General features: G+C 68.9%; 5 protein-coding genes. All 5 read left to right on the top strand.

Features of this window, described 5'->3' with window-relative positions:
• Window positions 1-152 precede the first annotated feature (152 nt).
• The 5 genes from ACFVH5_RS23395 to ispG all read left to right on the top strand — a co-directional run bounded on the left by ACFVH5_RS23395 (window position 153) and on the right by ispG (window position 9,173).
• Window positions 153-2,099 (top strand): acyl-CoA dehydrogenase family protein, encoded by a 1,947-nt coding sequence (locus tag ACFVH5_RS23395; protein ID WP_385835599.1) that lies wholly within the window; start codon window positions 153-155, stop codon window positions 2,097-2,099.
• A gap of 249 nt (window positions 2,100-2,348) precedes the next feature.
• Complete coding sequence (secA, locus tag ACFVH5_RS23400; protein WP_385835600.1) at window positions 2,349-5,129, top strand: preprotein translocase subunit SecA; 2,781 nt, start codon at window positions 2,349-2,351, stop codon at window positions 5,127-5,129.
• 140 nt (window positions 5,130-5,269) lie between these two features.
• Window positions 5,270-6,547, top strand: a complete 1,278-nt coding sequence (gene dxr / locus ACFVH5_RS23405; RefSeq protein ID WP_384810892.1) for a 1-deoxy-D-xylulose-5-phosphate reductoisomerase — start codon at window positions 5,270-5,272, stop codon at window positions 6,545-6,547.
• Entirely contained in the window at window positions 6,544-7,848 is a 1,305-nt protein-coding gene (locus ACFVH5_RS23410; RefSeq protein WP_385835601.1) for a M50 family metallopeptidase, read from the top strand. The genes dxr and ACFVH5_RS23410 overlap by 4 nt, the downstream gene beginning before the upstream one ends.
• Before the next feature lie 167 nt (window positions 7,849-8,015).
• Window positions 8,016-9,173 (top strand): flavodoxin-dependent (E)-4-hydroxy-3-methylbut-2-enyl-diphosphate synthase, encoded by a 1,158-nt coding sequence (ispG, locus tag ACFVH5_RS23415; RefSeq protein WP_210889375.1) that lies wholly within the window; start codon window positions 8,016-8,018, stop codon window positions 9,171-9,173.
• Window positions 9,174-9,226 lie beyond the last annotated feature (53 nt).

Consider the following 9,226-nt stretch of genomic DNA (forward strand, 5'->3'; position numbering starts at 1 on the left):
CCCTGGAGGGTGGCCCTGCGGGCCTGCCCTCCAGGCCTCCGTATGCGCCTATTGATGCGCCAGGACTGGTGACGTGGGTCGTTATCGGGTACATACGAGCGAGTAGCACCGGTGAGTAACGTAACCGGACCAAGATCCCTATTCGCGGCGAGGTGAGCCTCTTGTCCGCAACACCCCACCAGCCCGCTGTCTCCGAACGTGAGGCCCGTCAGGTCGCCGAGGCCGCGCGGGAGCAGGACTGGCGCAAACCCAGCTTCGCCAAGGAGCTGTTCCTCGGCCGCTTCCGGCTCGACCTGATCCACCCCCACCCGATGCCCCCGGACGAGGACGCCCAGCGCGGCGAGCAGTTCCTCGCCAAACTGCGCGACTTCTGCGAGACCAGGGTCGACTCCGCGCTCATCGAGCGGGAGGCCCGCATCCCCGACGAGGTGATCAACGGGCTCAAGGAGCTCGGCGCCCTCGGGATGAAGATCGACACGAAGTACGGCGGCCTCGGTCTGACGCAGGTCTACTACAACAAGGCGCTCGCCCTGGTCGGCTCCGCGAACCCGGCGCTCGGCGCGCTGCTCTCCGCGCATCAGTCGATCGGCGTACCGCAGCCGCTGAAGATCTTCGGCACCCAGGAGCAGAAGGACGCCTTCCTGCCGCGCCTGGCCCGTACCGACATCTCCGCCTTCCTGCTCACCGAGCCCGACGTGGGTTCCGACCCGGCGCGGCTCGCGGCCAGCGCGGTGCCGGACGGGGACGACTACGTCCTCGACGGGGTGAAGCTCTGGACGACCAACGGCGTGGTCGCCGACCTGCTCGTCGTGATGGCGCGCGTACCGAAGTCCGAGGGGCACAGGGGCGGCATCACCGCGTTCGTCGTGGAGGCGGCCTCGGAGGGCGTCACCGTCGAACACCGCAACGCGTTCATGGGGCTGCGCGGCCTGGAGAACGGCGTCACGCGCTTCCACCGGGTCCGGGTGCCCGCCGCGAACCGCATCGGCGCGGAGGGGGCCGGGCTCAAGATCGCCCTGACCACCCTCAACACCGGACGGCTCTCGCTGCCCGCGATGTGCGTCGGCGCCGGCAAATGGTGTCTGAAGATCGCCCGCGAGTGGTCGTCCGTACGGGAGCAGTGGGGCAAGCCGGTCGCCCACCACGAGGCCGTCGGCGCGAAGATCTCCTTCATCGCGGCGACCACGTTCGCCCTGGAGGCCGTCCTCGACCTGTCGTCCCAGATGGCCGACGAGGACCGCAACGACATCCGCATCGAGGCCGCCCTCGCCAAGCTCTTCGGCTCCGAGATGGGCTGGCTGATGGCCGACGAGCTGGTCCAGATCCGCGGCGGCCGGGGCTTCGAGACCGCCGACTCGCTCGCCGCCCGCGGCGAACGGGCCGTCCCCGCCGAGCAGGTGCTGCGCGATCTGCGCATCAACCGCATCTTCGAGGGCTCGACGGAGATCATGCACCTCCTGATCGCCCGCGAGGCGGTCGACGCCCACCTCTCCGTCGCCGGTGACCTCATCGACCCCGACAAGTCCCTGGCCGACAAGGCGAAGGCGGGCGCGAACGCCGGCGTCTTCTACGCCAAGTGGTTCCCGAAACTGGTCGCGGGCCCCGGCCAACTCCCACGCGCGTACGGGGACTTCCACCCGGCCGGACACGTCGACCTCTCCGGCCACCTGCGGTACGTGGAACGCTCGGCCCGCAAGCTCGCCCGCTCCACCTTCTACGCCATGTCCCGCTGGCAGGGCCGGATGGAGACCAAGCAGGGCTTCCTCGGCCGGATCGTCGACATCGGCGCCGAACTGTTCGCCATGAGCGCCGTCTGCGTCCGCGCCGAACTCCTGCGCACCACCGAGGCCCACGGCCGCGAGGCGTACCAGCTCGCGGACGCCTTCTGCGGTCAGTCCCGCATTCGCGTGGAAGAACTCTTCGGCCGCCTGTGGTCCAACACCGACGACGTCGACCGCAAGGTCGTCAAGGGTGTTCTCGGCGGCGCCTACACGTGGCTGGAGAACGGAATCGTCGACCTGTCCGGCGACGGCCCCTGGATCGCCGACGCGACCCCCGGAACATCGGAAAGGGAAAACGTCCACCGCCCCATCCGTTGACCTTTCCCCCAGGAATGCACTGCTGTCCCCGCCGCCGTTCCGCTGCTTGCCGCACAGAAATTCTGCGTCAACAATGAGCGCACCGGCGAGCGGGGGCGGCGCCCCTGAGGGGGCCCGGGGAACGGCGCAATCTTTTCGCTTTCCAGGGGCGCGGGGCTGTGACATATGCGGCTCCGCCGCGTGGGCGCGACCAGCCCCCACCGGCCGGCACCCGAAGAACGGGATCAGGTACATCCGTGTCAGGGGGTAATGCCAGTGCCGGTACTGGGTCTCGACAACATCACCGGCAGGATAATGCGCGCCGGCGAAGGCAGAATCCTCCGCAGACTCCAGCGCACAGCCGAACAGATCGGCTCCCTCGAAGCGGAATTCGAGCAGCTCACCGACGAAGAACTCCAATCCCTCACCCCCGAGTTCAAGGAACGGTACGAGGCCGGGGAAAGCCTCGACGACCTCCTGCCGGAGGCATTCGCCGCGATGCGGGAGGCCGCCCGCCGCACACTCGGGATGCGCCACTTCGACGTACAGCTGATGGGCGGCGCGGCCCTGCACCTCGGCAACATCGCCGAGATGCAGACCGGTGAGGGCAAGACCCTGGTCGCCACCCTGCCCGTCTATCTGAACGCCCTGACCGGCAAGGGCGTCCACCTCGTCACCGTCAACGACTACCTCGCCCAGCGCGACGCCGACTGGATGGGCCGCGCGTACCGCTTCCTCGGACTGACCGTCGGCGTCATCAGGACCCAGTCGACCCCGGCCGAGCGCCGCGCCCAGTACGCCTGCGACATCACCTACGGCACCAACACCGAGTTCGGCTTCGACTACCTGCGCGACAACATGGCCTGGTCCAGGGACGAACTCGTCCAGCGCGGCCACCACTTCGCCATCGTCGACGAGGCCGACTCGATCCTCATCGACGAGGCCAGGACCCCACTGATCATCTCCGGCCCGGCCGACCAGCCCACCCACTGGTACGAGGCCTTCGCCACGATGGTCACCCGGATGCGCGGAGTCGCCGTCCAGGACGAGAACTTCACCACCCCGTCCGACAAGGACCGCCTCGCCCGGCTGCGCGCCACCCACGACTACGAGTACGACCCGAAGAAACGCACCGTCGCGATCCTCGACCCCGGGGTGGAGTTCCTCCAGGACCAGCTCGGCATCGAGAGCCTCTACGAGTCCGACCACACGCCCCTCATCGGCCACCTCAACAACGCGCTGAAGGCGAAGGAACACTTCAAGCGCGACAAGGACTACGTCGTCGTGGACGGCGAGGTCCTCATCGTCGACGAGCACACCGGCCGCATCCTCGCCGGACGCCGCTACAACGAGGGACTGCACCAGGCCATCGAGGCGAAGGAAGCGGTGACGGTCAAGGACGAGAACCAGACCCTCGCCACGATCACCCTGCAGAACTTCTTCCGGCTCTACGACAAGCTCGGCGGGATGACCGGCACCGCCATGACCGAGGCCGCCGAGTTCCACCAGATCTACAAACTCCACGTGGTGCCGATCCCCACCAACCGGCCGATGGCCCGCGCCGACGACCCCGACCAGATCTACCGGACCGTCGACGCCAAGTACACGGCGATCCTCGACGACATCGCCGCGAAGCACGACAAGGGCCAGCCGGTCCTCGTCGGCACCACCTCCGTCGAGAAGTCCGAGATCCTCGCCGCCCGGCTGAAGCAGCGCGGCATCCGGCACGAGGTGCTCAACGCGAAGAACCACCAGCGCGAGGCACAGATCGTGGCCCAGGCCGGCCGCAGGGGCGCGGTCACCGTGGCCACCAACATGGCGGGCCGCGGCACCGACATCATGCTCGGCGGCAACCCGGAGGCCATGACGCTCGCGGAGCTGGAACGGAAAGGCCTCAGCGCCGAGGAGAGCCCGGACGAGTACCGGGACGAACACCGCCGGACCCTGGAGCGGATCAAGGAGTCGGTCGCCGCCGAGCACGACGAGGTGAAGGACCTCGGCGGGCTGTACGTGCTGGGCACCGAGCGCCACGAGTCCCGCCGCATCGACAACCAGCTGCGCGGGCGCTCCGGCCGCCAGGGCGACCCCGGCGCCTCCCGTTTCTACCTCTCCCTCGAGGACGACCTGATGCGGCTGTTCCGCGCCCAGGTCGTCGACCGTGTGATGGCCATGGCGAACGTCCCCGACGACGTCCCCATCGAGAACAAGATGGTCACGCGCGCCATCGCCTCCGCCCAGTCCCAGCTGGAGCAGCAGCACTTCGAGTCCCGCAAGGACGTGCTCAAGTTCGACGAGGTCCTCAACCGCCAGCGCACCCTCATCTACGCCGAACGCCGACGCGTACTGGCCGGGGAGGACCTGCGGGAACAGATCCTCCACTTCATGGACGACACCATCCGCGCGTACGTCGCCGTGGAGACCGCCGACGGCTTCCCCGAGGAGTGGGACCTGGACCGGCTCTGGGTCGCCTTCGAACAGCTGTACCCGGTCGGGGTCACCGTCGACGACCTGGAGGAGGCCGCGGGCGACCGCGCCGACCTCACCGCGGACGCGATCGCCGACGCCGTCATCGAGGACGTCCACACCCGCTACGAGGAGCGTGAGGCCGAGCTGGGCGCGGACGTCCTGCGCGACCTGGAACGCCTCGTGGTGCTGTCGGTCCTGGACCGCAAATGGCGCGAGCACCTCTACGAGATGGACTACCTGCGGGACGGGATCGGACTGCGGTGGACGCTCGGGCGGGAGCCGATCATCGAGTACGAGCGTGAGGGCTACGACATGTTCGTCGCGATGAACGACGCGATCAAGGAGGAGTCCGTCGGGTACGTCTTCAACCTGGACGCGTCCGGGAAGGTGGCGGGCCAGGACGCGCTGGAGGCCGGCCGTCGCACGGACGGGCTGCATTTCAGCGCGCCCACGCTGGACACGGCGGAGGGGGTCGTCGAAGGGGACTTCTCACCGGAGCCTCCGGTGGAGGACACGGCGGCCGGTGCGAAGCCTCGTCCGCAGCGTGCGGGGAAGTCGCGGAACCGGCGGAAGCGCAAGAGGTAGCGGAAGCGCGAGAGGTAGGGGATCCACGGGATCGTCGGCGGGTGCGGCCCGGTGGGGTGGGGGCTTGTCGCGCGGTTCCCCGCGCCCCTTACAGGGCTCCGCTGTCCCCGGTCGCCCGGTGTTGCGGCAACAATGGGGGGATGAGCGACAGTCCAGCCCCCCTCGCCGATCCGCATCTCGTCTTCGATCCTGTGGACGGGAGCCGGGACGTCGTGATCCTCGGCTCCACCGGCTCGATCGGCACCCAGGCCATCGACCTCGTGCTGCGCAATCCCGACCGGTTCCGGGTGACCGGGCTCTCCGCGGCGGGCGGGAGGGTGGAGCTGCTGGCGGAGCAGGCGCACCGGCTCCGCGTCAAGACCGTCGCCGTGGCCCGCGAGGACGCCGTACCGGCCCTGCGTGAGGCCCTTTCCGCACGGTACGGGCCCGGGGAGCCCCTTCCCGAGCTGCTCGCCGGAGCGGACGCGGCCACCCAGCTCGCCGCCTCCCCGGCGCACACCGTCCTGAACGGCATCACGGGCTCGATCGGCCTCGCCCCCACCCTCGCCGCCCTGGAGGCTGGCCGCACCCTCGCGCTCGCCAACAAGGAGTCGCTCATCGTCGGCGGCCCCCTGGTGAAGGCGCTGGCCGCGCCGGGCCAGATCATCCCCGTGGACTCCGAGCACGCCGCCCTGTTCCAGGCGCTCGCCTCGGGCACCAGGGCCGACGTACGCAAGCTCGTCGTCACCGCCTCCGGCGGCCCCTTCAGAGGACGTACGAAGGCCGAGCTGGCCGATGTCGCCCCCGAGGACGCCCTCGCGCACCCCACCTGGGCCATGGGTCCTGTCATCACCGTCAACTCCGCGACCCTCGTCAACAAGGGTCTCGAAGTCATCGAGGCGCACCTCCTCTACGACATTCCCTTCGACCGCATTGAGGTGGTCGTGCACCCGCAGTCGTATGTCCACTCGATGGTTGAGTTCACGGACGGTTCGACGATGGCCCAGGCGACGCCCCCCGACATGCGCGGGCCGATCGCCATCGGTCTGGGCTGGCCGCAGCGCGTCCCCGACGCCGCGCCCGCCTTCGACTGGACGAAGGCGTCGAGCTGGGAGTTCTTCCCGCTCGACAACGACGCGTTTCCGTCGGTGGGGCTCGCCCGGCACGTCGGGGAGCTCGCGGGCACGGCCCCCGCGGTGTTCAATGCGGCCAACGAAGAATGCGTGGACGCGTTCCTGAACGGCACGCTGCCGTTCAACGGGATCATGGAGACCGTCACCGAGGTCGTCGCCGAGCACGGCACGCCCCGTACGGGAACCCCGCTCACCGTGGCGGACGTCCTCGAAGCGGAGACCTGGGCCCGCGCCCGGGCCCGCGAACTGACAGCACAGACAGCGGCTCGGACGACAGCCAAGACAACGGCGGAGGCTCGTGCATGACGACCCTGATGATGATCCTCGGCATAGTCGTCTTCGCGGTCGGCCTGCTCTTCTCGATCGCCTGGCACGAGCTGGGGCATCTCTCCACGGCCAAGCTGTTCGGCATCCGCGTGCCGCAGTACATGGTCGGCTTCGGCCCGACGATCTTCTCGCGCAAGAAGGGCGACACGGAGTACGGGGTCAAGGCGATTCCGCTCGGCGGCTACATCCGCATGATCGGGATGTTCCCGCCCGGCCCCGACGGCCGTATCGAGGCCCGCTCGACCTCCCCGTGGCGCGGCATGATCGAGGACGCCAGGGCGCAGTCCTTCGAGGAACTGCAGCCGGGTGACGAGAACCGGCTCTTCTACACGCGCAAGCCGTGGAAGCGCGTGATCGTGATGTTCGCCGGCCCCTTCATGAACCTGATCCTGGCCGTCGCGATCTTCCTCGGCGTGATGATGACCTTCGGCGTCCAGACCCAGACCACCACGGTCGGCAAGGTCTCCGACTGCGTCATCGAGCAGAGCGAGTCCCGCTCCGAGTGCCAGAAGAGCGACACGGCGGCGCCCGCCAAGGCCGCCGGACTCAAGGGCGGTGACAAGATCCTCGCGTTCAACGGCGAGAAGGTCACCGACTGGTCCGCCCTCCAGGCCGACATCCGCGCCAACCCCGGCAAGGACGTCACCCTGACCGTCGAGCGCGACGGCAGGCAGCTCGACCTCTCCGCCCACCTCATCCGCAACCAGGTCAGCAAGACCGACGGCCAGGGCGGCTACGTCGAGGGCAAGTACGTGTACGCCGGGTTCCTCGGCTTCACGCCCGCCTCCGGCATCGTCCAGCAGTCCTTCGGACAGTCCGTGGACCGCATGGGCGACATGATGCAGAACGGCGTCGAGTCGCTGCTCAACCTGCCGTCCAAGGTGCCCGCCCTGTGGGACGCGGCCTTCGGCGACGGCCCGCGCGAGGCGGACTCCCCGATGGGCGTGGTCGGCGCGGCGCGCGTCGGCGGCGAGGTCTTCACGCTGGACATCCCGCCGGAGAACCAGATCGCGATGATGCTGTTCCTCGTCGCGGGCTTCAACCTCTCCCTGTTCCTGTTCAACATGCTCCCGCTGCTGCCGCTCGACGGCGGGCACATCGCGGGCGCCCTGTGGGAGTCGCTGCGGCGCAACGGCGCGAAGGTGCTGCGCCGCCCGGACCCCGGCCCCTTCGACGTGGCGAAGCTGATGCCGGTCGCGTACGTGGTGGCCGGAATCTTCATCTGCTTCACGATCCTGGTCCTGATCGCGGACGTGGTTAACCCGGTCAGAATCTCGTAGCCACATGGTGTTTGCGGCGGCCGGACACCATGGGTGTCCGGCCGTCCTCCATCGGGTGGTCCTGTTCGGGGAATGTGCTTCTGGCTTCGGGGGTGCCGTAATCTCGATGACTGGAGCCCGTCAGCTTTCGGGACCGACCGAATCCTTACCTTGGGGTTGCACAGCAGATGACCGCGATTTCACTCGGCATGCCGGACGTTCCGACCAGGCTCGCCGAGCGCCGCAAGAGCCGGAAGATCCAGGTCGGAACCGTGGCGGTGGGTGGCGACGCACCCGTCTCGGTCCAGTCGATGACGACCACGCGTACGTCGGACATCGGCGCCACGCTTCAGCAGATCGCCGAGCTGACCGCGTCCGGCTGCCAGATCGTGCGGGTGGCGTGCCCCACACAGGACGACGCCGACGCGCTGGCCACCATCGCCAAGAAGTCGCAGATCCCGGTCATCGCCGACATCCACTTCCAGCCGAAGTACGTCTTCGCGGCGATCGACGCCGGCTGCGCGGCGGTGCGCGTGAACCCCGGGAACATCAAGCAGTTCGACGACCAGGTCAAGGAGATCGCGCGGGCCGCGAAGGACCACGGCACCCCGATCCGGATCGGCGTCAACGCCGGCTCCCTCGACCGGCGGCTGCTCCAGAAGTACGGCAAGGCGACGCCCGAGGCGCTCGTCGAGTCCGCGCTGTGGGAGGCGTCCCTCTTCGAGGAGCACGACTTCCGGGACATCAAGATCTCGGTCAAGCACAACGACCCGGTGGTCATGGTCAACGCCTACCGCCAGCTCGCCGCGGCCTGTGACTACCCCCTCCACCTCGGTGTGACCGAGGCCGGCCCCGCCTTCCAGGGCACGATCAAGTCGGCGGTCGCCTTCGGGGCGCTGCTCAGCGAGGGCATCGGCGACACCATCCGCGTCTCCCTCTCGGCCCCGCCGGTCGAGGAGATCAAGGTCGGGATGCAGATCCTGGAGTCGCTGAACCTCAAGCAGCGCCGCCTGGAGATCGTCTCCTGCCCGTCCTGCGGGCGTGCGCAGGTCGACGTCTACAAGCTGGCGGAGGAGGTCACCGCCGGTCTGGAGGGCATGGAGGTGCCCCTCCGCGTCGCGGTCATGGGCTGCGTCGTCAACGGGCCCGGCGAGGCCCGCGAGGCCGACCTCGGAGTCGCCTCCGGCAACGGCAAGGGGCAGATCTTCGTCAAGGGCGAGGTCATCAAGACGGTCCCGGAGTCGAAGATCGTGGAGACGCTGATCGAAGAGGCGATGAAGATCGCCGAGCAGATGGAGGCGGACGGGGTCCCCTCCGGGGAGCCGTCGGTGGCGATCGCGGGCTGAGGCCACCGACTCGGGGGCCAGCCCCCGAACCCCCGGTCCTCAAACGCCGGACG

Source organism: Streptomyces sp. NPDC127119 (assembly GCF_042677425.1).
Classification (GTDB): Bacteria; Actinomycetota; Actinomycetes; order Streptomycetales; family Streptomycetaceae; genus Streptomyces.

Excerpts from the sequence above, each read along its gene's own strand:
- secA (WP_385835600.1), top strand. The coding sequence starts at position 2,349 with ATGCCAGTGCCGGTACTGGGTCTCGACAACATCACCGGCAGGATAATG.
- dxr (WP_384810892.1), top strand. The coding sequence starts at position 5,270 with ATGAGCGACAGTCCAGCCCCCCTCGCCGATCCGCATCTCGTCTTCGAT.
- ACFVH5_RS23410 (WP_385835601.1), top strand. The coding sequence starts at position 6,544 with ATGACGACCCTGATGATGATCCTCGGCATAGTCGTCTTCGCGGTCGGC.
- ispG (WP_210889375.1), top strand. The coding sequence starts at position 8,016 with ATGACCGCGATTTCACTCGGCATGCCGGACGTTCCGACCAGGCTCGCC.